Below are 26,442 nucleotides of genomic sequence, written 5' to 3' on the forward strand. Positions count from 1 at the left end.
CTCCATTTCGTCGGACGGCGGCTGGAATATGTGCGATCCACGGCCTTTCGTCCAACCGCTTCTGCAAGTAGGCTGACGTTAGCTTCTGGTAACACGAAGAGCTCAACACCAACGGCGTGTTGGTTATTTAAGTCTTTTAAGCTCCACGAGTATGAGGAAATCCTATGTTGGCCTATGTTGAACGCCACGTGCGCAAGCTGGAAGAGGATGCTGATTCTTTGCCGCGTGGTGAGATATTCAAGAGGCTTGGGGCACTCGGACTAGACGACTGTGGCGAGTTCCTGCTTTCCCTCCCTAACGCATCGTTTCCCCGGTTGTCGCGTGTGCTCCCTCGTATGGCGTCAGACCAGATCCAGCGCGACTGGACGGGCAACTACGGTATCCCGCTGTTGAAGCAGACGTTGAACTTTGTTCGTTCTATGAGTGCGACGTACACACGCATTACCGGAAGAGCCATTCAAGATGCCTCAGTTCTCGACTATGGCTGTGGTTATGGACGTATTGCCCGGCTGATGTATGCGTACGTCGATGAGGCTAACCTGTGGGGCGTCGATCCCTGGGACCGTTCGATCGAAATCTGTCGTGCCGATGGTATGGGGCGAAATTTTGTCCAGTCGGATTATTTGCCCGAGTCACTTCCAGTTGGTGGCCGCACCTTCGACCTGATCTACGCGTTCTCAGTGTTTACGCATCTGTCGGAGCGGGCGACGCTGGCCTCGTTTAGCGCGCTGCGTAAGCATATCAAGCCCGATGGCGTGCTTTTGATCACCATTCGTCCCGAGGAATACTGGGCGAACGACAGTCATACGACGCCGAATCAGAAGCGTGATTTGGTTCGACAGCACAATGACACCGGATTTGCGTTCTGTCCCCATTTCCGCGAGGCTGTCGATGGCGACATAACCTACGGCGACACATCGTTCACCCTGGCATGGCTAGAGGCGAGTGTGCCTGAATGGCAGATCGTTGCGACAGACCGGTCGCTGGAGGATTCGTTACAGCGATACATCTTCCTGACGCCCAAGACATAAGCCTTGAGCAGCGGGCGCATTTGTGACCTGCAGCTATCAGTGCTTTTTTATTTAAGCTGCTGAATCTGCCTCCCGCGCGAAGATCGTCGGTGCGTGGGTGCGTGCGGTCGCGTTTGTATGGAGGTGGGCGAGTAGCGGTCCAGCTTGTGCCTCTATTCCCCCAACCTTCTCGCCTGAACGACGGCGACTCGCAATCATGGCACAGACCGAAAAGCTCTACAGGAGCTGAGGTCCGAGCATTCGGAGCTCGGCCTCTTCTTTGATGTGTCACCACCCGGTTACCGCCTACGTGACGGCGTCTCGACTTGCTGTTGGCGACGCAAAGCTAGTCCTGGGGCTCGGGTCACCATCTTTGGATCTTGGGAAGCAAATGCGCCTATTCGGTGGACGTGCAAGATCGCGAGTATGGCGCGATAGACATCCTCACGCTGGTGTTTGGAGCGAAATTCGCATTCCTTTAGATGAAGCAGAAAGGTCCATTTGGATAGTCCATTGAGCTTGGCAGGCCGACGCTTGGCATAACTCCAGAAGCTTTCCGTCCCGTTGATGTGATTAGGTTCGTCAGCAAAATGATCCTCGCTATAACGAACGCGCAGATGTTTTGCGTAGCTCAGATCGACCAAGCCGCCGCAGCTGTTCAAACATTTCGAAATAATGGTGCCGTCGAGCGCCACATGCGCGACGGTTGGGGACGATCTGCGTGTGGACGTAATCGTCGCGTTTAAGCATGCCGAAGACGATGTTTCCTTTGATGCGCCACGCCCACGTTTGCCACGCACGTGCCATGGCCCGAAGAACGCTTCATCAACTTCCACTTCGCCATGAAAGGGCGGGCGGCGTTCACATTCTTCGGCCATGCGGCGACGGACGCCGAGGAAAATCGGATTGACCGAACGCGTGCTCAGTCCTATCCATTGATCTGATGAGCTGGCAGCAGTCCGTAGGGAAGCCTTGAAGCTTGAGAAGCCTGAATGGCTGCCGCCTTTTTGGTAGACAGCGGCCACGCTGCAACGCGCCACAGCGCCGAGGACTTGAAGCGAAGCCGCGGCTCGCTCCTCTACCTTTGGGTAGAGGGTGTGGTAGAAGCGAGTGCTAGCAGCGAGTGCTAGCAGCGAGTGCTAGCAGAAGCATCGCCTGCTACCCCTCATAGGAGCGCGCCCAGTGCACGAAAAGCCCACCGCGCGGTGACGCCGGCACACTGCGATCGCGCACAGGATGCGCTCCCACAGCGCTTGCCATCTAGGCCTTGCCGTGGAACAACTCGCGGCCGATCAACATGCGGCGGATTTCGTTGGTGCCCGCGCCGATCTCGTAGAGCTTGGCGTCGCGCAACAGGCGGCCGGCCGGGAATTCGTTGATGTAGCCGTTGCCGCCCAGCGCCTGGATCGCTTCCAGCGCCACCTTTACCGCGTTCTGCGAGGCGTTGAGCAGGCAGGCGGCGGGGTCGATGCGCGACCTCACGTTGCTGTCGAACTGTTGCGCGACCATGTAAGCGAAACCGCGTGACGACTGCAGCGCCGTATACATGTCGGCCACCTTGCCCTGCATCAGGCCGAAGGTGCCGATCGGCGCGTTGAACTGCTTGCGTTCGCGCACGTAGGGCAGGGTGATGTCCAGTGCCGTCTGCATGATGCCGATCGGACCACCGGAGAGCACGAGGCGTTCGGTGTCCAGCCCGCTCATCAGCACGCGTACGCCTTCGTTCACTTCGCCGACGATGTTCTCGGCGGGAATCTCGCAGTCCTCGAACACCAGCTCGCAGGTGTTGGAGCCGCGCATGCCGAGCTTGTCGAGCTTCTGTGCGGTGCTGAAACCCTTCATGCCCTTTTCGACGATGAAGGCCGTCATGCAGCGGCTGCCCGCGACGCGCGGCGCAGTGCGCATGTAGACCAGCAGCACGTCGGCGTCGGGGCCGTTGGTGATCCACATCTTCGAGCCGTTGGCGACCCACACGTCGCCCTTCTTTTCCGCCTTGCAGCTCATCGAGCCGACCACGTCGGAACCGGCGCCGGGTTCGCTCATCGCCAACGCGCCGACGAACTCGCCGGAGCACAGCTTGGGAATGTACTTGCGGCGCTGCGCTTCGTTGCCGTTGTGGAAAATGTTCTGCACGCACAGGTTGGAATGTGCGCCGTAGGAAAGGCCGACCGAACCGGATGCGCGCGAGATCTCCTCCATCGCCACCAGGTGCGCGAGAAAGCCCATGCCGCTGCCGCCGTATTCCTCCGGAATGGTGATGCCGAGCAGGCCCATGTCGCCGAACTTGCGCCACAGGTCCGCCGGAAACTGGTTGTCGCGGTCGATGTGATCGGCGCGGGGCGCGATCTCCTTTTCCGCAAACGCGTGCACGCTCTCGCGCAGCAGATCGATGTCTTCACCCAGCGGGAACGGACGCATGCCAGCCAACTCCGAATTCAATCAAGGAGCAAATGGTAACGCGACGGCGATGACGAGCCGTTGCGCGTCGCACAACCCGTCATGGATCAGTCGGCGTGGAACGCGTTGGCGAGTTCAGCGAGGCGGTCGCGCTGGCTCATGACCTGGGCCAGCTGACCCAGCACCAGGCGAGCCGTTTCGTTCCTGTCGCAGATCGCCATGGCTTGCGCGAAGGCTTCGTCATCGGTGGCGCTCGTGGCCTCCAGGCCGTTGGCCTGCGCGTCGGCCAGTTGTTGCAGCGCTTCCACGGTGCGCGCCCCCGCTCGTTCGACCGCGTCGCGCGCCGGGCCGGAAGAGATCACCTGCCGGTTCGCTCCCAAGGCCGAAAGCATGCCCAGAAGCGTCTGGGCGGCAGCCAGGAAACGCAGCAGGAGTTCGTTGGCGCGCCGGTGTTCCCCCGGCTCACGCAACATGTTCGCCAGCAGGCTGCTCAGTGCCGCGTTGGCGTTGTGCGCATCGCGTCGCATGATGCGGTAGTCCAGGTCGTCGTGCCGGCCGTTGGAATACTGGGCCAGGATGCGCGCGAGATAGTGCGCGTCGCAGCGCACGGTATCGGCCAGCACGTCGTCGAGACGGCGGCCCTGCCAGTCGGGCAGGATCAACCGCATCGCCAGCGCCGAGATCGCCGCGCCGATCAGCGTGTCGAGCAGGCGAGGCCACATCACCTCGTAACCATTGCCGACCTGATTGAAGCACAGCACGACGAACAGCGTGATGGCCGCCGTCGCGGTGGGATAGCGACGCAATCGCGCCGCGAAGAAGATGACGCCGGACAGCACGATCAACGGCATCTGCCACGGGCCGAACGGCACCAGTTGCAGCGCGGCCCAGCCCAGCACCAGGCCGACCACCGTGCCGACCACGCGCTGCACCAGGCGTCGCTGCGTGGCGCCGTAGCTCGGCTGGCAGATCAGCAACGTGGTGAGCAGGATCCAGTAGCCGTGGCGCGGATGCACCAGGTGCAACACGACGTAGCCGGCCAGCAGTGCCAACGACAGTCGCAGGGCGTGGCGAAACCGGAACGAACGCGCCGTGAGGTGTTCGCGTACGCGCTCCCACGCTTCCTTCAACGACTGCGGGGCAGGGTTCTGCAGCAGGCCGCCATGGCGTGTGGACGGCAGGCCAATGGCATGCGTGCCCTCCAGCTGGCGATGCAACGTTTCGAGGTTGTTGACCAGCGCCTGCACCGAACGCAGCAAGGGTTCGTCAAGCGCCTGCGGCTGCCCGCGCAGGGCGTGCATCGCGCCATGCAGGTCGTCCAATGCGGCGCGGGTGGATGCGCTGGCCTCGGCATCGTCCTGCCATCGCAAGGTGTCGGCCTTCTGCCGGCAGACGTCGGCTTCGAGCCGCAGCAGGTGTTCGCAGCGGAACAGCACGTCGCTGTGGAACAGTGCATCGGCGAGCGCGTCATAGGGGTAGTGGGACGAGCTGACGCGCTCGTGCACGTCCTGCGCGATGAAGTAGAGCCGCAGCATGGCGGCGCTGGTGCCACGCGGCCGCCGCGAGCCGATGCGATCGATCAACATCAGGCGTGCATCGTTCAGTGCTTCCACCACGCGCTCGTTGCGCGCGGCGAGCGTCACCTGCAGCGCCTCGCGGTCAACGCCATGGACGGGCATGAAGAAGGCCGCCTTGCCTTCCAGCAGATCGGCCAGCGCCTCGAACAGCCGCGCCAATGATTGCCGCACCGCCTGTTGCGGGGCCAGCACGCTCCACAGCAGCGAGAGCACGCCATACCAGGCGGCGCCGGCCAGCAGCCACAGCGGTTGCTGCCAAGGGTTGCCCGGTACCGTCAATGCCGCGTCTGCGCCGATCATCGTATAGACGGCCAGGAGCAGCGTGGACCCGGCGATGGTCGCGTACCGCTCGCTGATCGCGCCCAGCATCACCAGGACGAACGTCGACGCGAGCAATCCCACTCCGAACCACGCGGGATAAGGAAACAGCCATTGCACGGAGAATGCGGAGACCGCGAAGCAGGCGAGCGTGAGAAGGAGGGTGCCTGCGCGGCTGCGCCAATGGTCTTCGGTTTCCGCGAGCGCGCACGCGATCACGCCGAGCAGCAGCGGGACCACCGCATCGTTGCGGCCGTCACCGAAGCACCAGGCCACCGCACCACCCAGCGCAAGCAGCACGCGCACGCATTCGGCAAAACGGTCCGAGCCGCGCAGGCGGCGCCAGCGTTGGGCGAGGGCGGGTGCGGAAGTCACGATGAGCAGGATAGATGATGCGCTGCATCATGCCCAGCGTCGCCGTACTGCAGGCAAAAAAAACGCCGGCGCAAGGCCGGCGTTTCCCGGGGCTTGCGATCGTGCTTACTGGCCGCGCATGCGACCGGCGAAGCGCGGGCCGTGATTGCCCATGGTCGGCAGCTTGATCTTGCCGATGGCTTCGATGCGCTCTTCGGCCAGGCGGTCGGCCGCGCGGTAGGTCGGCACGCCTTCGGTCTTGGAGATTTCGAAGATGCGGCCCAGGTTGTAGTAGATGGTGCGCATCATGCGCATGGCGCGCTCGCGGTTGTAGCCGTCGATTTCCAGCGACACGTTCATCACGCCACCGGCGTTGACGGCGTAGTCCGGGGCGTACAGCACGCCACGGCGCTGCAGCTCGTCGCCGATCGCGTCGGTGGCCAGCTGGTTGTTGGCCGCGCCGCAGATGATCTTCGCCTTGATGCGGTCGATGGTCTGCTCGTTGAGCGTGCCGCCCAGGGCGCACGGCGAGTACACGTCGGCGTCGACGTCGTAGATCTCGTCCAGGCCCACGGCTTCGCAGCCCAGCTCGTCCACGCAGCGCTGCACGGCATCCTTGTTGATGTCGGTGACGAACACCTTGGCGCCCTGCTCGCGCAGCAGCTTGATGAACTCGCTGCCCACGTGGCCGCAACCCTGCACGGCATAGCTGTACTTGCCCACGTCTTCGTTGCCGTGCTTGACCTGCAGCGCGGCCATCAGGCCCTGCAGCGTGCCGAACGCGGTGAACGGCGACGGATCGCCCGAGCCGCCATGCACCTGGTGCACGCCGGTCACGTATTCGGTTTCACGGAACACGTATTCCATGTCGTTGACGTCGATGCCGACGTCTTCGGCCGTGATGTAGCGCCCGTTGAGCGAGTTGACGAAGCGGCCGAACGCGCGGAACAGCGCCTCGGACTTGTCCTTGCTCGGATCGCCGATGATCACCGCCTTGCCACCGCCCAGGTTCAGGCCGGCCACGGCGTTCTTGTAGGTCATGCCGCGCGACAGGCGCAGCACGTCGTTCACCGCGTCCTGCTCGCTCTTGTACGGCCACATGCGCAGGCCGCCGAGTGCCGGGCCCAGCACCGTGTTGTGGATCGCGATGATGGCCTTCAGGCCGGCATCCTTGTTGTGGCAGAAGACGACTTCTTCGTGACCCGTCTTGGCGATGGTTTCGAAAATCATTGGAACGCAAACTCCACGTTTGGCGGCGCTGTGGGGAGGACGCCGCAGGAATGGAGGCGGGGTGGCCCGCCAGGGGTACTAACAACAGCCTTAAAGTCAAAACCCCGACCAGTGGTCGGGGCGATGAATTTAGTCCGATAGTTTAGTACGTCCCCGGGCGAAGGGTTGCTGCGTCGCCGCAAGTCGCTGGCGTACGGGCAAAAAGCGGCGCTGCGCCCGTACGCCAGCCCGGGTCAGAAGGTCACGGTCGCCCGGATCCAGTAGTAGCGGCCCATGACGTCGTAGGTTGCTACGTCGGTGTTCGAGTTGGTCACGTTGTTCTGGTAGAGCAGGGGGGGCTGCTTGTCGGTCAGGTTGTCGATGCCCAGATCCAGCCGGGTGTGCCAGGGTTCGAAGTCATAGCCGGCCTGGACATTGTGATAGGTGTACGCGCCGACCTTGCGCACCACGGCGGGAATCGACAGGTCGGCCGACAGCTGCTGCTGTTCGTCCGCGCTGCCGACCTGGGTGCGGCCGATGTAACGCATGCGTCAACTCGCGCTCCATGGGCCGCGGGTCCAGTTCAAGGTGGCCAGGCCGCGCCAGCGCGGGAAATTGCCGTAGGCATAGGTGTACTTGCCGGCATTGTGGATGGTCACCGCGGTGGGATCGGACGGATCGGGGTTCACGTCATAGCGCGCCACGTAGGTGGTATCCAGGCGCAGGTTGAAGCGGCCGAAGCGCGTCTCGTCGAAGCGATACGCCACGGTGCCGTCCACGCCCTTGGTCGACAGGGCGCCCAGGTTCACCGTGGGCTCCGCGACGTAGTTGATGTTGCCGGTGTCGAAGCGATGGATGAAGCCGCAGAACGGGCTGGCCGCATTGCCGTAGCACTGGTTGAGCACCGTCTGCGCGGAGATGGTGGTGATCGTGTCGTTGAGGTTGATGCGCCACACGTCCGCGCTGAGCGACAGCCCGGGCAGCCACTGCGGGTCGTACACCACGCCGTAGTCGAACGACTTGCCCTGTTCCGGCTTCAGTTGGTAGCCGGCGGCCACGGCGCCGGATGCCTTGGCGGAGATCTGCGGATTGGCCTGCTGGTAGCTGCCGTCCACGGGGACGTTGGCGCAGGCGGCGGCGTGGCCGCCCGTGTAGAAATTGCACGGGTCGTTGACCGTCGGCGCGTCGTTGGCAATGCCCTGGTAGAGCTCGTTGATGTTGGGTGCGCGAAACACCTGCGAAACGGTGCCGCGGAACAGCAAATCCTCCACCGGCCGCCATTCCAGTGCGACCTTGCTGCTGGTATTGCTGCCGGCCGTGCTGTAGTCGGAATAGCGCGACCCCAGCGTCACGTTGAGCGCCTTCGCCCATGCCTTGTCGGCCAATAGAGGCACCAGCGCCTCGGCATAGGCTTCCTTCACGTTGAAGCTGCCGGAAAGCACCGTGGTGCAGAACTCCACGACGCCACACAGGCCGTTGGCATCGCCCACAGCGAGCGGGTCGGCCCAGGTCGAGGTGCTCTCCTTGCGATAGGACAGTCCCGTGGCGAGGCTCACATCGCCGGCGGGCAGGGTGAACAGGTTGCCGTTTGCGTTCGCCTCGAATTGCTTGACGATGTAGTCCGATGTGGCGGTGGGGTCGCGCTGGATGGCGCGCAGGGCCGCGATGGTGGTCGGATCGCTGACGTTGAAGATGTTGATCGGCGTGCAATTGGCGACCGGATTGCCCGGCGTGCCGCACGTGACCTTGCCGGTGCCTGCGTCGAGATAGGAGGGCCCCAGGCCTTGCTGCAGTCCCTCGTAATCGAGGAAACCGTAGTTGACCGACTTCTGCCGCACCTTGCCGTAGTTGAAGTTGGCGTCCCATTGCCATGAGCTGTCGCCGAAGCTGCCACGCAGGCCGGGCGTGAACTGCATGTTGTAGGTCTTGTACGTGTAGCGCCGGTAACCCAGCGTGGTGAAGCGCGTGTTGAAATCGCCGTAGCTGTCGCCGGTGATGCGATCGGTGCCGAAGTTCACGCCGAACGGGTTGTAGTAGTTCTGCGCCGAGACCACGAAGTTGTCGCCGTTGGCGAATACCGGCACCGGCGCGATCTGCGAATCGGACTGCGTCCTGGTGTAGTAGAAATTGCCGTAAGCCTCGATCGCATCCGTTACCTTGTACTTTCCGATGAGGAAAACACTGTCGCGCTTCTGCGGCGTTTGCAGGATGTTGTCGCCCTGGTAGTTGTAGGTGTCCGCGTTGGTGTAGCAGTGATAGTCGTTGAGCGCCGTGGCGCCGCTGACGCCAGGGTTGAGCGATACGCGCGACGAGCAGCCGACCTGCGACGCTACCGAGCGCGGCAGAGTGATAGAACCCACCGGCGTCGCCGACGAGCCGCTGACGATCACCTGGCCGTTGGAAAGATTGAGCGCATCGCGCGAGAACGCGCGGTCGCTCGCTGATACCGCATCGAGACTCTGGTGCTCGATGCCAGCCACGATGCTGCCACGCTGGCCGGTGTGTCCGGCAGTCAACGAAAAGTGGCGGCGAAAGCCGTCGCTATGGCCGCTCTCGCCGAAATCGCCGGAAAACTGCACGCCGTCGAACTTGTCGCGCAGGATGAAATTCACCACGCCACCGATCGCATCCGAGCCGTAGATCGCGGAAGCGCCGTCGCTCAGCACCTCGACGCGATCGATCATGTTGGCGGGAATGCTGTTGACGTCGTTGTAGGCGAGGCGCACGCCGTTCACCAGGATCAGCGTGCGCTTGTCGCCCATGCCGCGCAGCGAGATGGTGGCCGCGCCGGTGCCGCCGCCATTGTTGGTGTTTGCGTTGGTGGCATTGCCGGCGATCGATGGCAGCTCCTGCACCACGTCGCCCAACGTCGCCTTGCCGCTCGCGGCGATCTGCGATCGATCGACCGTGACGACGGGATTGGCCGTCTCCACGTCGACGCGGCGAATGCGCGAACCGGTCACGGTGACGCCTTCAAGCGTCTTGGCTTTGTCCGTCGACGGCTGGTCGGTGTTTGCCGGTGGCGGCGTGGGGCCGGCATCCTGCGCGTGAACAGCGGCGGCGAACAGCATCGACACGAGCGCCGACTTCACGGCAACGTCGAGCGTGCGCGATCGTGGACGACAGGGCGAATGCTTGAGCGGAAGATCGTGCGTCGAATGCATGGAGTTCCTCGCGTGACATGACTGCAGGGGAATGGGGTAAGACGCGGCACTTTCTGCGGGCAACACAAGGCCGTGTCGGGTGCGACCCAACCGTTGCGGTTGCCGTGATGGAGATGCACGACGCGTGTCGTTCAGCCCCTTGGACCCGTCACGACGTCGACGGGCTGTTGGCGTGCTTAGCTGTTGCCGTGCGCGCCGGGTTCGGATTGCCAGTACACGGCATAGCGTTCGCCGTGCACCTGGTTGAGCGGCGTGACGGCGAGCGTGCCGTCACTCGTCTGGGCTTCGAAGCAGAGATCCTGCGCGGATGCCACGCGCAACCAGGGCACCTCGTCGCCTTGCTTGTCGGTGACGCGTGGTGCGGGCCATGGCTTGGGTTCGGGCTTGGGTGCCGCGTCGTAGCCGCAGTACTGCATGTCGTGGGTCAGACCCTTGTCGCCCAGGCGCGCCGCCAATACCAGCGGTCCATAAAGCACCGCCTGCAGGCTGTCGTCGCCGGGTAACGCCATGCGTGTCACCTGCATGGGGAGATCCAGTTCGAGGCGATCGCCGTCGTGCCACTCGCGCTTGATCGTGAGGTAGCTGCCGGGCGAGGCGAACACATCCAGCGCCTGGCCGTTGAGCCGCACGCGTGCACCCGGTCCGATCCATGAAGGAACGCGCAGGTTCAACGCGAACGTGGATGGCGCGCTGAGCGATAGCCGGAAACGTGTCAGCGATTCGCGGGGGAAGGCCGTTTCCTGGCGGAAGCGCAGCTTCTGTTCTGGCCAGTCGAGTTCGGAGGGAATGAACAGGTTGACGTAAAGATCGTTGCCGTCGCGAAAGTAGATGCTGTCGTTGAAGCGGGCGAACTCTTCCGCACCGCTACCGGTGCAACACCAGAAGGAGTCGGTGGGCGTGTTGTAGAACTTCGCCGCGCCGGGCTGCAGCGGGTAGTAGTACAACTTCATGCCGTCGCCGTCCTGCGTGCCGAGTCGCGCGTTGTATAGCGTGCGCTCGTAGTAGTCGAACGCGCGCGGGTCGCCGTTCCACGCGTACACGTGGCGCGTCAGCTTCATAAGGTTGTAGGCCACGCAGCACTCGGCGCTGTACAGCCCCAGTTGGCCCTTGAGGTCGCCGGGTGCGGTGTTCCAGAACTCGTCGTTGCTGGAACCGCCGGTGGCGTAGGTGCGATTTCGCGTGACGGTTTCCCAGAAGAACTCGGCGATGCGCCGGTAGCGCGGCTCGCCGGTGAGCTCGTAGCGTCGGGCGGCGCCGATCACCTTGGGTATCTGGGTGTTGCTGTGCAGGCCCTGCAGCTCATCGCGATGCGCCGCCAATGGATCGAACAGCGATACCTGGTCGAAGCGGTGCGCGGCATCGAGATAGCGGCTGTTGCCGGTGATCGCGTACAACTCGACCATGGCGTCGTTCATCCCGCCGTACTCGGTCTTCAGGATGTGCGCCATCTCTGCATCGGAAAAGCCGTTGAGCCAGCGCACCGTCCAGTTGCCGATGCCGATCGCTACCTGCAGTGCCTGCTTGTTGCCGGTGTGCTCGACCATGTCGAGCATGCCGGCGAGGATCTTGTGGATGGTGTAGAACGGCGCCCACACCTTCTGGCCGCTGCTGAGGCGGTCGAAGAAGCTTTCGGGGAACGCGCTCAGGTAACCATTGGGCTGCTGGCAGGCGGCGAGCGCCGCGACCAGCTCGTCCCCACGCTGCTTGAGCGTGGCGTCGCCCACCGTGGCATAAGCCAATGCGGCAGCGGAGAGATAGTGGCCGCCGCTGAAGTGGCCTCGCAACTCGCAGTCGGGCTTCTCCCAGCCGCCCAGGGGTTTCGCACTGGAAGCGATGCCGGCGTGCACGCGGAAACTGTGCGCCAGCCGATCCACCGGCAAGCTGTGCAGATAGCGCTGGTTGATCGCCGCGGCGCGCGAGAAGTCGCTGTCCAGGAGACGGACCTGGCCAAGCGCAAAGGGCCGCATGCGATACACGGGTTGTTCGCGCACGACGTTGCCATTCGCCGCGCCGATGGGCGTGGCGGTGTCGGCGACATCGGGCGCGAGGCTGAAGGCGCGGGGCACGACCGCCAACGACGCCAGCGCAGTGGCCGCTTGCTTGAGAAATCGCCTGCGATGATCACGATCCTGTTGCATGACTCTCCCCGAGGCATGGCCGGACATCATGGAACGATGACGTGTTTCGAACGTCGCTTACGCAGGATTTCATCGTGCCGTCACACGAGCAGGTCGTCTTGTGTCATTTGACGGCACGGCATGCGGAATCCTGCATAGTCGCAGACGGTCTCTTCTGCACGAGCGGCCATGTGTGCGCCGACGCCTCAGCGCGGCGCATCCAGGCGGACCAGCAACACGTCGTGGCGAGCCAGCGCGATGGCCTGCTGATCGGACAGCGATATCGGCTTGCCGCTCCACAGGTCCTTGCCTTGCTGAGGGCCATGCAAGCCAAGCTTCGACAGGTTCAGGCGGAAAGGATGCGTGTCATAGCGGGCGCTGCCCACGTTGAAGATGGCGATCGCCATCGCACCGTTTTGCAGCGGGCGCGTCCACACCTCGACCTCGCCCTCGGCGTACGCACGTGTGGCCTGTTTACCGAGCGTGTCCTGGTCGATGGCGATGACGTCGCGGTTGGCCAGGATGTTCTTGACCTCCACTGGCATATGCGCAAGATCGTTGCCCGCGAGCAAGGGCGCGGCCAGCATCGCCCACCAGCTGAAGTGCGCCCGATTCTCGGCGGCGGTCAATTTGCCGTTGCCGACTTCAAGCATGTCCGGATCGTTCCAGTGCCCCGGACCGGCATAGCTCGCCAATCCCGCCTGTTGCGAGGCGATCGCATAGATGCGATCCCATTCGGGCGTGATGTCGCCGGTGGTGCGCCAGAGATTGCCGCCGACCTTGGCGCCGGGCGCCCATTCCCACACCGCGTCCCAGCCGTACTGGCACAGGGAATAGACGATGGGCCGGCCCGTCGCCGTCAAGGCGGCATGCATGCGTTCGTAGGCGTCGACCATCAGGCGCATCTGTTGCGCGGGGTCGTTGGGCGCCTTGGCCTTCATCTGGTCCTCGATGAAGCTGCACAAGTCGTACTTGAGATAGTCCACGCCCCAGGCGGCGTAGGTCTTCGCATCCTGCGCCTCGTGGCCCAGCGATCCGGCGAAGCCGGCACAGGTCTTGGGGCCGGGCGAGGTGTAGATGCCGAGCTTCAGTCCTTTCGAATGGACATAGTCGGCCAGCGCCTTCATGTCGGGAAAGCGCTCGTTAGGGTGGATGACGCCCTTGGCATCACGCTGGCCCTGCCAGCCGTCGTCGATGTTCACGTAGACGTAGCCGGCGTCGCGCATGCCGCTGCTCACCAGGGCATCGGCGGCCGCACGTACATCGGCGTCAGTGACTTTCTCGGCGAAGAAATTCCAGCTGTTCCAGCCCATCGGGGGCGTGGCCGCGACGGTATCGGCAAACGCGCTGCCGCATGCCGAGCCCAGTGCCATGGTCAACGCGAACAGAACACAACGGGACAATCGCATGGTTCACCTCGTCGTCAGAAGAGCGGTGCGAAATGTCAGGCTGCGTTTGCAGCCACGCGACTATGGTGCCGGCCATAACTCAGGTACAGCACGCAACCCAGCAGCAGCCAGATGGCGAAGCGCACGTACGTGATGATGGGCAGGCCCCAGATCAGCCAGCACGAGAAACCTACACCGATGATCGGTACCAGCGGCATCAGCGGCGTACGGAACGGGCGGTGCAGTTCGGGCTGGCGCCAGCGCAATACCGCCACGGCCGTGCAGATGACGATGAAGGCGCCGAGCACGCCGATGTTTACCAGCTTGGCGAGCTCATCCAGCGGAAACAGGCCGGAGGCTACGGCGGTCACGGCGCCGAGCAGCAGGGTGGAGCGATGCGGCGTGCGCCAACGCGGATGCACGGCGGCGAACCACGAGGGTAGCAGCCCATCGCGGCCGAGGCTGAAGCCGATGCGGGCGCCCGCCATCAGGTTGGCGAAGATCACGCTGGTGATGCCGCACACGGACGCCAGCGAGATCACAACCATCGTCCACGGCATGCCGATGCGGATGAAGGCATTCGCCACCGGCGCGGCATTGTCGAGCGTGGTGTATGGAACGATGCCGGTAAGTACGAGGCAGATGGCGATGTACAACACCATCGCGATGCCCAGCGACAGCAACACGGCGCGCGGCAGGTCGCGTTGGGGGTTGCGCGATTCCTCCGCCGCGGTGGTGAGCATGTCGTAGCCGAACACGGCGAAGAACACCACGGCGGCACCGGTCACCACGCCATGCATGCCGAACGGCATGAAGGGATGCCAGCGTTCCGGCTTCACGTACGCCGCGCCGGCGATGACGATCAGCGCGGCGCCGGCAATCTTGATCGACACGATCAGCGTGTTGAAGCGCGCCCCCCATTCCATGCGCACGGCGAGCAGGGTGGTGATGACCACGGAGATGATGATGGCCGGCAGGTTCACCACGCAGCCGGGCGCGCTGCCCCAGGCACCTTGCGCCCATACCGGCAGCGGCAGGCCGGCGGCATCGAGCAGGGCCTGCATGTACCCCGACCAGCCCACCGCGACCACGGCCGCAATCAACGCGTATTCGAGGAGGAGGTCCCAACCGATGATCCAGCCGGCGAACTCCCCGAGCACGGCATAGCCGTAGGTGTAGGCGCTGCCCGAAACGGGGATGAGTCCCGCGAACTCGGCATAGCACAACGCCGCGGCCGCGCTGGCGATGCCTGCGATGATGAAGGAGACGAGCACGGCAGGCCCGGCCTGCGTGGCCGCCACGGTGCCGGTGAGCACGAAGATGCCCACGCCGATGATGCCGCCAAGGCCGATGGCCGTCAGTTGCCACAGGCCCAGCACGCGACGCAGGCCACTGCCGCCCCTCGCGGCCTCGCCCTGCAATGCCTCCACCGGCTTGCGCCGAAGCATGTCGTTGATCAGGCCCATCCGCTACTCCCCGTGTCGCGTGCTATCGATTGGTATGGAACGTCGGTCCTCCGCTCGCTTCATCGCTGCCACGGTCTGTGGCCGCAGGGCTATGCAAGCAGAAGCGCGTCGCGTCTTCCCTGGCGAGTTGCTCCGTTATTGAGCTGCTTTGACTACTTCGCGGCGTACGGCGACTTGCCGCCATCCGCGATGAACTTGTCCACCTCTTGCTGCAATACCGGCAGCGGCACCGAGCCGAGCGAGAGCACGGTGTCGTGGAAAGCGCGCAGGTCGAAATGCTCACCCAGCGCCTTCTCCGCCTTCGCGCGTGCATCGACGATGGCGAGTTCGCCCAGGTAGTACGACAGCGCCTGGCCCGGCCATGCGATGTAACGATCCACTTCGGTCTCGATCTCGTGCTCGCTCAGCGCGGTGTTGTCACGCATGAAGGCCTGCGCCTGCTCGCGCGTCCAGCCCGTGTGGTGGATGCCGGTGTCGACCACCAGGCGGGCGGCGCGCCACATCTGGTAGCTCAGGTAGCCGAAGCGGTCGTACGGCGAGTCGTACATGTCCATCTCCACGCCCAGGCGCTCGGAATACAGCGCCCAGCCCTCGCCATAGGCGGAGATGTAGGTGTAGCGACGGAAGTCCGGCAGGCCTTCATGCTCGGCCGCCAGCGGCATCTGGAAGGCGTGGCCCGGCGCCGATTCGTGCAGCGTCAGTGCGGTCAGTGAGTACAGCGGGCGCGAGGGCAGGTCATAGGTATTGACCAGATAGACGCCCGGGCCGCCACGGCCGCCGGTATAGAACGGGGCGAGATCCGCCGGCACCGGCTCGATGGCGAAGCGCTGTCGCGGCAGGCGGCCGATATAGTTGCCGACCTTGCCATCCACGCGCTTGGCGATCCACGCGGCGTCCTTCAACAGCTCGTCGGCGGTCTTGGGATAGAACTTCGGATCGGTGCGCAGGTAGTGCAGGAACTCTGGGAAGCTGCCCTTGAAGCCGCTGTCGCGGATGGTCTCGTCCATCTCCTTGCGGATGCGCGCCACTTCCTTCAGGCCCAGCTCGTGGATCGCGTCCGGCGTCATGTCGAGCGTGGTGTACTCGCGGATCTGCGACTGATAGAACGCCTTGCCGTCCGGCATCGATTCGGCGGCGAGCGTGGTGCGCGCCTGCTTCATGTAGGTGTTGCGCATGAAGTCGAGCAGCTTCGCGTAGGCAGGAATCACCGATTGCTGGATCGCCTCGCGCCCCTGCGCGCGTAACTGTGCCTGCACGTCGGCGGGAATGGTGGCGGGCATCTTGCGGAACGGGGTGTAGAACAGGTTGTCGTCACCCTTGGCGTTCACCACGTCGGCGATCGACTGGTCGCGCCCGGTGAGTGTCACCCGCGGCACGCTGAAGCCGCGGGCGAGGCCAGCCTGCATATTGGTCGTCTGCTCGCCGAAGTAGCGCGGGATGTCCTGCATCTGGCGGATGTAGTGGCGGTAATCCTCGGCGGTGCGCAGCGTGCGGCGCGCCGTGAAGCCCAGGTTGGTCCAGAAAGCCGTATCGCTGTTGAACGGCATTTCCCAGGTGCGGAAATGCTGATCAGCCAGCAGGGTCTGGATCTGGTTGCGATACACCGCGTAGTTGACCGGGTCGTCGCCCTTCAGCTGGTTCGGCGACATCGTGTCGAGCTGCTTGAGCACATCGGCCCAGTACTGCTCGCGCATCGCCTGCGTGGCGGCGTCGACCTTCGGCAAGTGGTCGGCGAGCTTGCTGCCGTTGTTGTCCTCGTCATCCGCGCCCTTGAACTGCGCCTGTCGCCAGGCCCATTCCCTGGTGTAGATCGCATGGAAGCGGGCGGTGGCATCGCCGTCGGCACGCGTCGGGAGCGAGGTGGCAAGGCAGAGCGTGCAGGCAAGGGCGAGGATGAGAGGCTTCATGTCGCTGTCCTTCGTGGAGATGTCCGTAGGAGCGCACCCGGTGCGCGACCGCGGCGTTTTGGCGTTGCCGCTTCGTCGGGTTTTCGCGCACTGGGTGCGCTCCTACAGGAGAGTGTCGGCATCACGCAAACGGCTGGTCGATCGCAGGCGAGGGCGGAGTAAACCAGGCGGCGCCGTTCTCGGTGACATAGAAGTGGTCTTCCAGCCGCACGCCAAAGCGGTCGGGCACCACGATCATCGGTTCGTTGCTGGCGCACATGCCGGGTTCCAGCAGCGTCTGGTTGCCGCGTACGAGGTAAGGCGTCTCATGGATGCTCATGCCGCAGCCGTGGCCGGTGCGATGGGGGATGCCGGGCAGGCGGTAGTCGGGTCCGAGTCCGGCCTTCTCGACCACCTTGCGTGCGGCAGCGTCCACCGCTTCGCAGGTCACGCCCGGACGCACGGCGTCGAACGCGGCCTGTTGTGCGGCCTGCTCCAGTTGCCAGATGCGCGCCTGATCGGCGCTGGGCTGGCCAAAGATATAGGTGCGCGTGATGTCGGAGTGGTAGCCCTGCACGGTGCAGCCCGTATCGATCAACACCAGCTCGCCGGGTTGCAGGTATTGCTCGCCGGGCACGCCATGCGGATACGCCGTGGCCTGGCCGAATTGCACGATGCAGAAAGTGGAGCCGTTGTCCGCACCCATCGCGCGATGCGCTTCGTCGATGAAGCGCACGAGCTCGCCACGACTGATGCCTTCGCGCATGAGGCCGGCGGCGAGGCGATGGACCTGCAGGGTCATCGCCGTGGCCTGCTTCATCAGCGCGAGTTCGGCGGGCGACTTGCAGATGCGGCAGCCGTCGATGATCGCGGTCGCTTCCGTCAGCGCCTTGCCACCGAGCACGGCGCGGAGGCGTTCGGCCACGAGATACGGTGCCGCCGGATCGAGCGCGAGGCTGCTGGCGCCGCGTTCGTGCAGCGCATCCGTCACCAGCTGCTGTGGATCTTCGTGCTCCTCCCACAGGCGCAGTTCGGCAGGGATCAGCAGCACAGCTTCCAGCGAACCCACTTCGAAGGCGGGACATATCACGATGGGAGCGCCGCGCTGCGTTACCAGCAAGCCGACCAGTCGTTCGCTCGCACCCCACGGGATGCCGCTGAAATACCGCAGCGACGTGCCCGCGGTAACCAGCACCGCATCGACGCCTTGCTCGCGCATCAGGCGACGCGCCTGCTCGAGGCGCTGCTGGTACTCGTCGGCGCCAATGGCCGCTGCCGGCGCCGACCACGGAGCGAGCGAAGCCCGCGCCGTGGCGAGATCGAGGCCGCCGATCTGGCCGGCCGTGCTCATGCGCCGGCTCCGTGCCCGAGGTCGTCTGCCGACCACACGCCGTCGATGCAGCGGGCAAGCCCACCCGGGTTGCGATCGCGCAGTTCCGGCGGCAGCTGGTGCTCAGGCACATTGTCGTAGCAGTGCAGGGCGGTGAAGCGCGTGATCGCTGCAGGCATGCCCACGGCCGTGAAACCCGGATGGCCCGTGCTGGGATACGGGCCGCCATGATTCATCGCCGGGCTGACCGCCACGCCGGTGGGCATGCGGTTGCCGATCAGGCGGCCCACGCGCGGGCGCAGGGCGTGGGCGACTTTCGCCCAGGTGTTGTCGTCGCTACCGTCGTTGGCGGTGTAGATCGTGCCGGTGAGGTTGCCTTCGAAGGCCGACGCGACCTGCGCCATCTGCTCCACGTCCTTCACGCGCACCAGCAGGCTGACCGGACCGAACGCCTCCGTCTGCAAGGCCTTCGGTTCGCGCAGGAAATGGTCTGCATCGACGCTGAGCAAGCTGGGTGCGTAGCGATAGCCCGGAGAGCCAGCCTGTCCGCCAGCCAGCAGTTCCGCGCCCGCCTTGCGCAGCGTGGCGACGCTGCCTTGCAGGTGATCGAGCACACCGCGCGAGAACAACACACTGGGCGCAGCGGCAGCGAAATGTTTGGTCGCTTCGGCCACGAAAGCGTCGCCGGCGGCATCGTGCTGCACGATCACCACGCCGGGGTTGGTACAGAACTGGCCGCTGCCCATCGTGCATGACGCAAAGAATTCCTGCGCCAATGCCGTACCACGCTCGGCCAGTGCCCCAGGCAGCAGGAACACCGGATTCACGCTGGAAAGCTCGACATAGGCCGGCACGCCGGCAGCGTCCGCGGCGGCCTTCAACGCCAGGCCGCCGGCGCGGCTGCCCGTAAAGCCGATGGCCCCGAGGCGGGCGTCGCCGGCGATCTGCGTGCCGATGGCGTTGTCGAAGTGGTAGAGCATTTGCACGGTCGCGGGCGGAAGGCCGGCCTGCTGCAATGCTGCGAAGGCCAGTCGCGCCAGACGTTCGCTGGTGGCCGGATGCGAAGGATGGGCCTTGGCGATCACCGGATTGCGCGCGGCGATGGCGGAAGCGAAATCGCTGCCCGCGATCGCGTTGAACGCGAACGGGAAGTTATTCGGCCCGAACACCAGCACCGGCTTGTTCAATGGTGCGCGATGCGAACGCAGGTTCGCCGCGGTGTCGATCACCGGCTGGGTCCAGGCGAGGTTGCGCACCGCCTTGGCGGCGAGTCGCAGCTGGTTGGTGGTGCGTGGCAGCTCGACTGCGGAAAGACGCGGCTGCCTGGGCAGGGCGGTTTCCGCGTTGGCCAGCTCCACCAGCATCTCGGCGTCCGCTTCGATGCCGGCGGCATAGGCTTCGAGGAAGTTCGCGATGTTTTCCGGCGGCGTGGCGGCAAGTTCGTCCGCCACCGCGTAGGCGGCGCTCAACGCCGCCTCCACATCGGTCGCGCCGCAGATCGGATAGCTCGGACCGATCGCTTCGCCCGTGGTGGGGTTTTCCGCGCGGAACTCGCCAAGCAGCTGGCGTGCCGCACGCCATTCGCCATCGATCAACAGGGGTTGTACGGCCATGTCAGATCACCGGTGCGTGGGCGATGGCATGATCGATCACGCGAAGCGCGGCCTCGCGCTCGGCACCGTCCATCGCCAGACGCGGTGCACGTACGCGCTCACTGCCCATGCCGACCTTCGCCTGCACCAGCTTGATGAGCTGCACGAACTTGGGCACGGTGTCCAGGCGCAGCAGGGGCAGGAACCAAGCGTACAACTCGGCGGTCGCATCGGCACCGCCGTCGCGCGCCAGTTCGAACAGCTTCACCGATTCCTTCGGATAGGCATTCACCAGGCCGGCGATCCAGCCACGGGCACCCATTGCCACGCCTTCGACGATGGCGTCATCCATGCCGACCAGCAGTTCCAGGCGATTGCCCAGCAGCGAGCGCAACGCCGCGAAGCGGCGCACATCGCCGGAAGATTCCTTCACCGCCTGCACATTCGGGAATTCGTTGGCGAGCTCGGCGATCTGCTCGGGCGAGAAGTCCGTCTTGTACGCGATCGGGTTGTTGTAGAGCATGCAGGGCAGATCGGTGGCCGCGATCACGGCGCGCAGGTGAGCGCCCATTTCGCGCCAGTCGGTGGAGTACACGTAGGGCGGCAGCACCATCAGGCCGGAAGCGCCGAGCGCCTTCGCTTCGCGCGCCAGGCGCACGGCTTCGTCGGTGGAGAGGGCGGCGATACCCGGGATCACCGGCGCACGGCCTTCCAGCGCCTTCACCAGCGTGCGGATGATGGCGAGCTTTTCGTCGAAGGTGAGCGTGGCCGCTTCGCCCAGCGAACCGAGCGGGACGATGCCCTTGCAGCCATCGTCGATCATCGTCCGCGCGTGCTTGGCGAGGAAGTCGTGATCGACCTGGCCGTCGGCGGTGAACGGCGTGGTGATGGCGGGAATCACGCCGTGCCAGATGGATGCGTTGCTCATGATCAGCTACCTCGGTATGCGTCGTCAGAAGGAAGGGTAAGAGCCTGTTCACGATCTCTGCATGGCCCGCGTTGAGCCGGTGAGCCCGCCAGGGAGCGGTGCGTGGCGAAGCGCCTGACTGGCTGTCAGGTCGAGCCGCGCGCCGATGTCTGGCGGGCTCACCGGCTCAACCCTCCGGGCCGGGTCTGTTTGCCTGCATGCCTGCGTCATCACTCGGTTGTGTATTGACATACACGCCCTCGTTCTTCCTTGGCCTGCGGGCAAACAGCTCCCGGCGCGGGCCATGCAGAGATCGTGAATAGGCTCCAAGCCCGGCCAGCGTGGCCAGACGGGCGGGGAAGATGGGAGGACGTGCGCCGCTGCGCGGGAAGCGTCCGAGTTCGGCCAGCGCCGTGCCGCAGATGCGGCCCTGGCACGCGCCCATGCCGCAACGCGTGGCGAGCTTGGCGGCACGCGCGTCGGTGAAGCCGTCGAGTTCGCCCAGCGTCACGTCTTCGCAGCGGCAGATCAGCGTGTCGTCGGCGGCGAGGGTGTGCAGGCGTGGATCGAGCGCGAAATGCCGGGCCAGCAGCGCACCGAAGCGTCGTTCGCGATCGCGTTGCGGAAGCAAGGCATGGGCCGCGACGCTGTGGCCGGTGGCGACGTGTCCCGCCATGGCACCTTCGATACGCGCCACCGCGAGACCGCCGATGCCACCGGCTTCGCCCGCGGCATAGACGTCTTCCACGCTGGTGCGCAGCAATCGATCGACGCTCACGTGAGGATGAGGGCCGAGATAGTCCATGGCGCAGCCGAGCATCTGGGCGAGTTCGGTGTTTGGCACCAGGCCGTAGCCCACGGCCAGCAGGTCGCATTCGAGCGTTTGCGGGCCATTCGGCATTTCGATGTCGATGCGCTGCACGGTGTCTTCGCCGTGCGCACGGCGTACGAAAGAACCGAAGCGATAAGGCACGCCCGCCAGCCGCAGGCGCAGCCCGGCCGCTTGCACGGCGCGTGCGGGCCAATGACGCAGTTGCCTCGCGAAGGCGCGCACGGTGGCGGCGGGTGCCTGCTCGAAGATGCCGAGCACGCGTGCGCCGTGCTTGCGCAGCGTATCGGCGGCGGCGAGCAGCAGCGGTCCGCTGCCCGCGACCACCACGCGCTTTCCCTCCACGGGCCAGCCTTGCTTGGTGAGCACCTGCAGGCCGCCTGCGCCGGTGACGCCGGGCAGCGTCCAGCCGGGGAAGGGCAGCAGTAGTTCACGCGCGCCCGTGGCGAGGATCAACGAGCCGTAACCTATCAGCCGGCTGCTCTGCGGTGTTTCCACCCTCAGCGTCGACGCCTCGACGGCGACCACGCTGTGGCTCGCCAGCACATCCACACTTTGCAGTTTTTCGATGGCGTCGCGTGCGGCGCGCGGTGCCTGGCGGCGCACATCGTGGCGCCACACCTGTCCACCAGGGCGCGGCTGCGCGTCGAGCAAGCCCACGCGTGCGCCATGTGCCGCGGCCGTCTGGGCGGCCGCAAGGCCGGCGGGGCCGGCGCCTACCACGAGTACGTCGTAACGATCAGGCATCGGTGATCACCTGCATGCCTTCGCTTGCCGGTGTCATGCACGCACGCACATGGGCTACGCCATCCACCTGCACGCGGCATTCGAAGCACACGCCCATGCCGCACAACGGTGCGCGCGGTGTGTCGCTCACCGAACGACGGAATCGCATCGTCACCTGCGCGACGGCAGCAGCCACGCTGGCGCCTGCAGGAACCTCCACCAGCGATCCATTCACGCTGAGCTTCACCGATACGCTCATGCCGCCATCCTTTGCGGCGCATAGGGCACCGGATCGATGGCGGGCTGGCGCCCCTGGATCAGGTCGATCATGAGTTTTGCGCTGCCCAGCGCGGTGGTGACGCCCAGCCCTTCGTGGCCGGCTGCCACCCATTGGTCCGTTGCACCGGGCACGGCGCCGAGATAGGGGCGTCCATCCGGCGTGGTCGGTCGAAAGCCGGTCCAGATGCGCACAGCCTGAAGCTCGCGCAGCCTGGGCACAAAGGCAAAGCCGCGTTCGAGCATGCGTTGCACCATCGATGGCGATACCGTCGCGTCGGTGGCGCTGAATTCGCGCGAGGAGCCGATCAGGATCTGCCCGGTGGGACGAGGCTGCACGTTGAAGGCGACGCTGCTGTCGGCGTCGCCGTGGGCGCTGTCGGCATAACCGAGTTCCAGCAGTTGGTGGCGCACGAGACCGGGATAGCGATCGGTGATGACGAGATGACCCTTGCGTCCGCGTATTGGCAGCATCGGCAACAACGCGGGCAGCGCGCAGCCGGTGGCGACCAACACAGGCCCCGAAAGGTGCGTGCCGTCGTCGAGTTGCGCACCGCCGCGCTGCAATGACAAGACGCGCCGACCCGCATACAACCGGGCGCCACGCGATTGCGCGCGCTTCACCAGATGATTCGCCACGCGCGGCGGGTACACCACGGCTTCGCGCGGCACCAGCAAACCACCGGCCAGTCCAGGCACCAGCGCCGGTTCCAGTTCGTACAGTGTCGCGGCATCGACCACGCGGGCTTCGACGCCCGCTGCATTCAAGCGCGCCACGCGCGTCGCCGCGGCGGCCAGTTCGTTGTCGTTGCGCGCCACCCACAGCGTGCCGCAACGGCTGAATTCCGCCTCGCGCAGATCGGCGAAGGCTTCCCACTGACGCAGCGAATAGTTCGCCAGCGCGAGTTCGGCCGGATCGTCATCCATCGCCACCAGATGACCCATGGCGGCCGCCGTGGCGCCACCACCGATCGGGCCGGGCTCGATGAGAGCGACTCGCATGCCCCGCGCGCTCGCTTCGTCGGCACAACTGGCGCCAATGATGCCGGCGCCGATGACGATCAGGTCGTAGCTGGCGACGGCGCCGCTCATTCCGCTCCGCTGCCCCAGGTGAAGGCATCGGCTTCGTCGAACAACAGCGTGCTGCGCGCGACGACGAAGGCGGTGCCGGTGATCTGCGGGCGCACGCCTTGCGTACCCGCCGTATAGCGACCTTCGAACACGCTGCCCAGAATGCTTTCCTGCTGCCAGCTTTCACCCGGCGCCAGCTTGCCGTCGGCGGCGAGGCAGGCCAGCTTCGCGCTGGTCCCGGTGCCGCAGGGCGAGCGGTCGTAGGCGAGACCGGGGCACAACACGAAGTTCCGGCCGTCCAGTCCAACGACCGGAGACTTCGTGTTGACCTCGATGTGATCGATCTCGCCGCCGTCGGCGCCGGTGATGCCATTGGCCTCGAGCGCGCGGCGGATGGCTTCGGTATACGTGGTGAGTTCCCGCTGGTGATGGATTTCCAGCGGCAGCGGCGTGTCCTTCGTGATGAAGAACCAGTTGCCGCCCCAGGCGATGTCGCCGGTGACCGTGCCGTAGCCAGGCACCTCGACGCTGACGTCCTTGGCGTGACGGTAGCTCTCGACGTTGTCGATGGTGACGCGACCGTCTTCGTGAAGCGTCGCGCCCACGATGCCGACCGGTGTTTCGACCTTGTGCGTGCCGGGGCCGATGCGGCCCATGTGCTGCAGGGTGCGCACGAGACCGATGGTGCCATGGCCGCACATGCCCAGGTACGAGACGTTGTTGAAGTAGATGACGCCCGCGCATGCCTCGGCCGTCTGCGGCGCCAGCAGCAGCGCGCCGACCACGGTGTTCGACCCGCGCGGTTCGCAGGCGATGGCGCTGCGCCAGCGATCGAAATCGCGGCGGAAGCGCTCGCGTTGCTCCATCAGCGTGCCGCTGCCGAGGTCGGGGAAGCCGGCGATGACCACGCGGGTCGGTTCGCCGCCGGTATGTGAGTCGATCACGTCGATGGTATGCATGGTGCCTATCCTCGCGTCGCATCCGTTTGGGCGTCTAGAAACGCTTGTCGCCGGTCGATGCGGAAATCGGCACAATGAAAAACCTCGCGAAGAGGCTATGCTGCAGTTGCAGCATGGGTTTGCGCACAGCAGGGAGTTTCGATGGAGATGAAGATTTCAGCCGACGAACTCGAAGCGCTGTTCGACGCGCTGCCCGACGTGGTGTTCTTCGTGAAAGACGGCGACGGGCGTTACACGCACGCCAACCTCACCCTGGTCCGCCGACTCGGGCTCAAGCATCGAAGCGACGTGATCGGCCGCGACGTGACCGAGCTGTTCCCGCAATCGCTCGGTGGGTCCTACGCCACGCAGGATCAGCGCGTGCTGGAAGGCGAGGTGATCGAAAACCAGCTCGAAGTGCACATGTTCCCGAACCGCGTGCCAGGCTGGTGTCTCACCTGCAAGCGGCCGCTGCGGCAGCGCGGGGAAGTGCAGGGCATCGTCGGCATCTCACGCGACTTGGGCAAGCCGGACGGCCGGCATCCCACATATGTGCGTTTGCGGCGTGTATTGGCCCATCTGCAGGAGCACTACGCCGAAGGCGTGCGCGTGGCCAAGCTCGCGGAGCTGGCGGATCTTTCGGTGGCGCAGCTGGAGCGGCATTTCCGCAAGGTCTTCCAGCTCACGCCGCAGCAGCTGCAGACCAAGCTGCGCATCGAGGAGGCGATGCGACGCCTGCATGGCCAAGACAGTGTCGCCGCGATCGGCCTGGCGTGCGGGTTCGCCGACCAGAGTGCGTTTGCACGCCAGTTCAAGGCGACGGTGGGCATGACCCCGCGCGACTATCGTGCCCTCGCGATGGCACCGGCCAATGGCCGGCGGCCGCCCGTGGCGGAACGTGTGTCCTGATCGATCCCTGAAAGCGCACGTCACCCCGGCGGGATGACGTGCGACAAGCTTCATGCTCAGCCGGCGACCCACACGCCGACGTTCAAATGCCAGCCATCGTTGTGGCGCTCGTAGTGCGGGTGCACGTAGTGGTAGCCCGGACGCTCCGCTTCCCAGTGGCCGTGCTCGGCCACGTACTGGTGACCGTTCCAGTGCCAGTAGCCGCGAGCCCAGACGTAGCCAGGGCGTGGCGCCGGCTCGCGTTCCACGATTTCCACCGGCGGCGGCTGCGGAGCCACGACTTCGACGTATTCGCGCTGCACGACCGGTTCACGCTCGATCACGACCGGGCGCGGGCGGTGAGCGGGCTGCTCGACTACGCAGCCGCTGGCCAGCAGGGTGAGCGCGGAAAGAGCGATCAGGCGTATCGACATGGTGCAAACCACCTCTGGGTTGGGAAAAAGTCGCGGGACGATGACGGGTCTGGCTGAGGCCTGCCTTTCCGTCGGCAGGCCTCGGTGACGTTAGTTTTTGCTTTTCAGGCAAGTACTTGCGACGAGCCATGGAGTCGGCTCGATTCAATGGCCCCAATAGCCTTCACGGAAGCGCCAGCCATCGCGGTCGTGCCGCCAGTGGGCCGGGCGATAGACGTAGCCCGGACGGGCGCGCACCCAATAGCCGCCGACCCAGACATGGCGATGACCTTCCCAGCGCCAGTAGCCCGGCGCCCACACGTAACCGACGCGGGGCGGCGGCACGACCTCGTAGCGCGGCGGCGGCGGGGCCACGTTGATGCCGACCGCGACAGACACGCCGGCTGCAGCGGTCGGGGCATAGACCGCGCCGGCACTGGCGATGCCGAGAACAGCAAGCAGGGCGAGTTTGCGGGTGGTATTCGACATGGAGATCTCCCTGGACGTCGGCCGCACCGTGCGGCCTCAGTCGCGGAAAACGGAGGGCCGCGGCCCCTGTTGACGGCCTCCCGAGTCCTCGTTCAGG

The 26,442-nt window shown here is 65.2% G+C and carries 17 protein-coding genes and 3 pseudogenes; 2 read left to right on the forward strand and 18 right to left on the reverse strand.

Annotated features, from left to right (window positions below):
- Positions 1–164: 164 nt before the first annotated feature.
- A complete protein-coding gene (locus CA260_RS06365) occupies positions 165–1,031 on the forward strand; it encodes a class I SAM-dependent methyltransferase (RefSeq protein ID WP_111981517.1) in 867 nt (288 codons plus the stop codon).
- 392 nt (positions 1,032–1,423) lie between these two features.
- Here the strand turns inward: CA260_RS06365 and CA260_RS20865 are convergent.
- The 16 genes and pseudogenes from CA260_RS20865 to CA260_RS06440 all read right to left on the reverse strand — a co-directional run.
- Positions 1,424–1,978 (reverse strand): annotated as a pseudogene (locus CA260_RS20865) (transposase); the annotation flags it as partial.
- Between the two features lie 292 nt (positions 1,979–2,270).
- On the reverse strand, positions 2,271–3,428 hold the full coding sequence (locus tag CA260_RS06370) for an isovaleryl-CoA dehydrogenase (RefSeq protein WP_111981518.1): 1,158 nt from the start codon (positions 3,426–3,428) through the stop codon (positions 2,271–2,273).
- 86 nt (positions 3,429–3,514) lie between these two features.
- Positions 3,515–5,677 carry a YccS family putative transporter gene (gene yccS / locus CA260_RS06375; RefSeq protein WP_111981519.1) on the reverse strand — a complete coding sequence of 721 codons (2,163 nt, stop codon included), beginning with the start codon at positions 5,675–5,677 and terminating at the stop codon, positions 3,515–3,517.
- Positions 5,678–5,782: 105 nt separating this feature from the next.
- The gene (locus CA260_RS06380; protein WP_111981520.1) at positions 5,783–6,886 is read right to left on the reverse strand and encodes a Glu/Leu/Phe/Val dehydrogenase dimerization domain-containing protein; all 1,104 of its coding nucleotides are present in this window, start codon (positions 6,884–6,886) and stop codon (positions 5,783–5,785) included.
- 233 nt (positions 6,887–7,119) lie between these two features.
- Positions 7,120–10,029: pseudogene (locus CA260_RS06385) on the reverse strand (TonB-dependent receptor).
- Positions 10,030–10,205: 176 nt separating this feature from the next.
- A complete protein-coding gene (locus tag CA260_RS06390) occupies positions 10,206–12,167 on the reverse strand; it encodes a glycoside hydrolase family 127 protein (protein WP_111981521.1) in 1,962 nt (653 codons plus the stop codon).
- A gap of 185 nt (positions 12,168–12,352) precedes the next feature.
- Entirely contained in the window at positions 12,353–13,555 is a 1,203-nt protein-coding gene (locus CA260_RS06395) for a glycoside hydrolase family 27 protein (RefSeq protein ID WP_111981522.1), read from the reverse strand.
- Positions 13,556–13,590: 35 nt separating this feature from the next.
- Entirely contained in the window at positions 13,591–15,000 is a 1,410-nt protein-coding gene (locus CA260_RS06400) for an amino acid permease (protein WP_111981523.1), read from the reverse strand.
- A 152-nt stretch (positions 15,001–15,152) separates the two neighbouring features.
- Positions 15,153–16,907, reverse strand: coding sequence for a DUF885 domain-containing protein (locus tag CA260_RS06405; protein ID WP_111981524.1), 1,755 nt, complete (start codon positions 16,905–16,907; stop codon positions 15,153–15,155).
- A gap of 121 nt (positions 16,908–17,028) precedes the next feature.
- Entirely contained in the window at positions 17,029–18,237 is a 1,209-nt protein-coding gene (locus tag CA260_RS06410) for a M24 family metallopeptidase (RefSeq protein WP_111981525.1), read from the reverse strand.
- A complete protein-coding gene (locus CA260_RS06415) occupies positions 18,234–19,829 on the reverse strand; it encodes an aldehyde dehydrogenase (NADP(+)) (protein ID WP_111981526.1) in 1,596 nt (531 codons plus the stop codon). The genes CA260_RS06410 and CA260_RS06415 overlap by 4 nt, the downstream gene beginning before the upstream one ends.
- A gap of 1 nt (position 19,830) precedes the next feature.
- Positions 19,831–20,736 (reverse strand): dihydrodipicolinate synthase family protein, encoded by a 906-nt coding sequence (locus tag CA260_RS06420; RefSeq protein WP_111981527.1) that lies wholly within the window; start codon positions 20,734–20,736, stop codon positions 19,831–19,833.
- A gap of 313 nt (positions 20,737–21,049) precedes the next feature.
- Positions 21,050–22,291: pseudogene (locus CA260_RS06425) on the reverse strand (FAD-dependent oxidoreductase); the annotation flags it as partial.
- On the reverse strand, positions 22,284–22,529 hold the full coding sequence (locus tag CA260_RS06430) for a 2Fe-2S iron-sulfur cluster-binding protein (RefSeq protein ID WP_111981529.1): 246 nt from the start codon (positions 22,527–22,529) through the stop codon (positions 22,284–22,286). The pseudogene CA260_RS06425 and the gene CA260_RS06430, both read right to left, overlap by 8 nt.
- The gene (locus CA260_RS06435; RefSeq protein WP_111981530.1) at positions 22,526–23,638 is read right to left on the reverse strand and encodes an NAD(P)/FAD-dependent oxidoreductase; all 1,113 of its coding nucleotides are present in this window, start codon (positions 23,636–23,638) and stop codon (positions 22,526–22,528) included. The genes CA260_RS06430 and CA260_RS06435 overlap by 4 nt, the downstream gene beginning before the upstream one ends.
- Positions 23,635–24,576, reverse strand: a complete 942-nt coding sequence (locus tag CA260_RS06440; RefSeq protein WP_111981531.1) for a 4-hydroxyproline epimerase — start codon at positions 24,574–24,576, stop codon at positions 23,635–23,637. Before CA260_RS06440 ends, CA260_RS06435 begins: the two co-directional genes overlap by 4 nt.
- A 141-nt stretch (positions 24,577–24,717) precedes the next feature.
- Here CA260_RS06440 and CA260_RS06445 point away from each other — a divergent pair, with 141 nt between their 5' ends.
- A complete protein-coding gene (locus tag CA260_RS06445; RefSeq protein ID WP_111981532.1) occupies positions 24,718–25,464 on the forward strand; it encodes an AraC family transcriptional regulator in 747 nt (248 codons plus the stop codon).
- A 56-nt stretch (positions 25,465–25,520) separates the two neighbouring features.
- On the opposite strand, the gene CA260_RS06450 is transcribed toward CA260_RS06445, so the two are convergent.
- Together CA260_RS06450 and CA260_RS06455 are read right to left on the reverse strand one after the other, a co-directional pair.
- A complete protein-coding gene (locus tag CA260_RS06450) occupies positions 25,521–25,877 on the reverse strand; it encodes a YXWGXW repeat-containing protein (RefSeq protein ID WP_111981533.1) in 357 nt (118 codons plus the stop codon).
- Between the two features lie 144 nt (positions 25,878–26,021).
- Positions 26,022–26,345, reverse strand: a complete 324-nt coding sequence (locus CA260_RS06455; RefSeq protein ID WP_111981534.1) for a YXWGXW repeat-containing protein — start codon at positions 26,343–26,345, stop codon at positions 26,022–26,024.
- Between the last annotated feature and the right edge of the window lie 97 nt (positions 26,346–26,442).

The sequence above is a fragment of the Dyella jiangningensis genome (assembly GCF_003264855.1).
Classification (GTDB): domain Bacteria; phylum Pseudomonadota; class Gammaproteobacteria; order Xanthomonadales; family Rhodanobacteraceae; genus Dyella; species Dyella jiangningensis_C.

Excerpts from the sequence above, each read along its gene's own strand:
- CA260_RS06365 (WP_111981517.1), top strand. The coding sequence starts at position 165 with ATGTTGGCCTATGTTGAACGCCACGTGCGCAAGCTGGAAGAGGATGCT.
- CA260_RS06410 (WP_111981525.1), bottom strand. The coding sequence starts at position 18,237 with ATGAGCACGGCCGGCCAGATCGGCGGCCTCGATCTCGCCACGGCGCGG.
- CA260_RS06370 (WP_111981518.1), bottom strand. The coding sequence starts at position 3,428 with ATGCGTCCGTTCCCGCTGGGTGAAGACATCGATCTGCTGCGCGAGAGC.
- CA260_RS06430 (WP_111981529.1), bottom strand. The coding sequence starts at position 22,529 with ATGAGCGTATCGGTGAAGCTCAGCGTGAATGGATCGCTGGTGGAGGTT.
- CA260_RS06405 (WP_111981524.1), bottom strand. The coding sequence starts at position 16,907 with ATGAAGCCTCTCATCCTCGCCCTTGCCTGCACGCTCTGCCTTGCCACC.
- CA260_RS06455 (WP_111981534.1), bottom strand. The coding sequence starts at position 26,345 with ATGTCGAATACCACCCGCAAACTCGCCCTGCTTGCTGTTCTCGGCATC.
- CA260_RS06380 (WP_111981520.1), bottom strand. The coding sequence starts at position 6,886 with ATGATTTTCGAAACCATCGCCAAGACGGGTCACGAAGAAGTCGTCTTC.
- CA260_RS06390 (WP_111981521.1), bottom strand. The coding sequence starts at position 12,167 with ATGCAACAGGATCGTGATCATCGCAGGCGATTTCTCAAGCAAGCGGCC.
- CA260_RS06450 (WP_111981533.1), bottom strand. The coding sequence starts at position 25,877 with ATGTCGATACGCCTGATCGCTCTTTCCGCGCTCACCCTGCTGGCCAGC.
- CA260_RS06440 (WP_111981531.1), bottom strand. The coding sequence starts at position 24,576 with ATGCATACCATCGACGTGATCGACTCACATACCGGCGGCGAACCGACC.
- CA260_RS06420 (WP_111981527.1), bottom strand. The coding sequence starts at position 20,736 with ATGAGCAACGCATCCATCTGGCACGGCGTGATTCCCGCCATCACCACG.
- CA260_RS06445 (WP_111981532.1), top strand. The coding sequence starts at position 24,718 with ATGGAGATGAAGATTTCAGCCGACGAACTCGAAGCGCTGTTCGACGCG.
- CA260_RS06400 (WP_111981523.1), bottom strand. The coding sequence starts at position 15,000 with ATGGGCCTGATCAACGACATGCTTCGGCGCAAGCCGGTGGAGGCATTG.
- CA260_RS06415 (WP_111981526.1), bottom strand. The coding sequence starts at position 19,829 with ATGGCCGTACAACCCCTGTTGATCGATGGCGAATGGCGTGCGGCACGC.
- CA260_RS06435 (WP_111981530.1), bottom strand. The coding sequence starts at position 23,638 with ATGAGCGGCGCCGTCGCCAGCTACGACCTGATCGTCATCGGCGCCGGC.
- CA260_RS06395 (WP_111981522.1), bottom strand. The coding sequence starts at position 13,555 with ATGCGATTGTCCCGTTGTGTTCTGTTCGCGTTGACCATGGCACTGGGC.